Annotated in this window: 2 protein-coding genes; one reads left to right on the top strand and one right to left on the bottom strand. The window is 69.2% G+C overall.

The window, feature by feature from the left end; genetic code table 11:
* Window positions 1-1,145, bottom strand: a 1,145-nt coding sequence (gene dnaG / locus G6018_RS12640) for a DNA primase (RefSeq protein WP_182639782.1), incomplete at its 3' end; no start/stop codon positions are given.
* 68 nt (window positions 1,146-1,213) lie between these two features.
* On the opposite strand from dnaG, the gene G6018_RS12635 reads away from it, so the two are divergent.
* On the top strand, window positions 1,214-1,532 hold a 319-nt coding region (locus tag G6018_RS12635; RefSeq protein ID WP_182639781.1), incomplete at its 3' end, for a TPM domain-containing protein.

The raw sequence follows: 1,532 nt of genomic DNA, 5'->3' as shown, positions 1-1,532 counted from the left end.
CGGATGGCGAACTCGAACATCGGCACCCGGGCCGAGATCAGATCGCGGACGGCCGCGTCGCCCTTCTTCTGGCGGATGTCGCAGGGGTCCTGACCGGCGGGGGCCACCGCCACGAAGGTGCGGCCGGAGAACTGCTGGTCCCCGGAGAACGCCCGCATCGCGGCCTTCTTTCCGGCCTCGTCGCCGTCGAAGGTGTAGATGATCTCGCCGCGGAAGTAGTTGTCGTCCAACATCAGTCGCCGGAGGGTGGACAGGTGGTCCTCACCGAACGCGGTGCCACACGCCGCCACGGCCGTGGTCACGCCGGCCGCGTGCATGGCCATGACATCCGTATAGCCCTCCACGACCACCGCCCGGCGCTGGGCGGCGACGTCCCGCTTGGCCAGGTCCAGTCCGAACAGCACCTGCGACTTCTTGTAGAGCATCGTCTCCGGCGTGTTCATGTACTTGCCCAGGGTGTCGTCCTCGAAGAGCTTGCGGGCGCCGAACCCGATCACCTCCCCCGCGAGATTGCGGATGGGCCACAGCAGGCGCCGGTGGAACCGGTCGATCAGCGTCCCCCGTGAGCTGGTCTTGGACAGTCCCGCCGACTCCAGCTCCTTGGGCTCGAAACCCTGCCGCATCAGGTGTTTGCTCATGGTGTCCCAGCCCGTGGGCGCGTACCCGCACCCGAAGCGCTCGGCGTGGGAGAGGTCGAAGCCGCGGTCGGTGAGGAACGCGCGTGCAATCTCGGCCTCCGCGTCCTGATGGAGTCGCTCGGCGTAGAACTTCTGCGCGGCGGCGTTGGCCTGGACCAGTCGCGAACGGGTCCCGCGGTCGCGCTGGATCACCTGCCCGCCGCCCTCGTAGGAGATGCGGTAGCCGATCCTGTCCGCGAGCTGCTCCACCGCCTCGACGAAGCTGATGTGCTCCATCTTCATGAGGAAGGCGAACACGTCGCCGCCCTCACCGGTGGAGAAGCAGTGGAAATAGCCGTGCTGCGGACGAACGTGGAACGACGGCGTCTTCTCGTCCTTGAACGGGGACAGCCCCTTCATCGAATCCGCGCCGCCTGGTTTGAGCGCGACGTACTCGCCGACGACCTCCTCGATGCGAGTGCGTTCGCGGATCGCGGCGATGTCCTGCTCCGGAATCCGCCCTGCCATGCCGCCCAGAGTAACCGCCCGGGCAGGAGACCGGCGTGCCCCCTGCGACGGGCCGATACGCTGGCCGCATGATCGCACCCCCACCCCGCCCCCTCGCCGTCCGGAGCCCACGGTCCCGCACGGTGGCGGCCGTCGCGCTCCTGTCGGCGTTCCTCGTCAGCCTGGTCGGGTGGGCGGCGCCCTCCGCCTCGGCGGAGCCGCCGTCCCGGCTGCAGCAGCAGGTCACGGATTCCGCGGGCGTGCTGGGTGCGGATACCGCCGCCGTGGAGAGCCGGCTCGCCGAACTCCGGTCGACCGACAACATCCAGCTCTGGGTGACCTACGTCGACAGCTTCGACGGCGTGCCGGTCCAGCAGTGGGCGCAGGAGACGGCCCGCCTGTCCGACC

Source organism: Dietzia sp. DQ11-44 (assembly GCF_014145205.1).
Classification (GTDB): domain Bacteria; phylum Actinomycetota; class Actinomycetes; order Mycobacteriales; family Mycobacteriaceae; genus Dietzia; species Dietzia natronolimnaea.
This window is presented reverse-complemented; position numbering and strand designations above follow the sequence as displayed.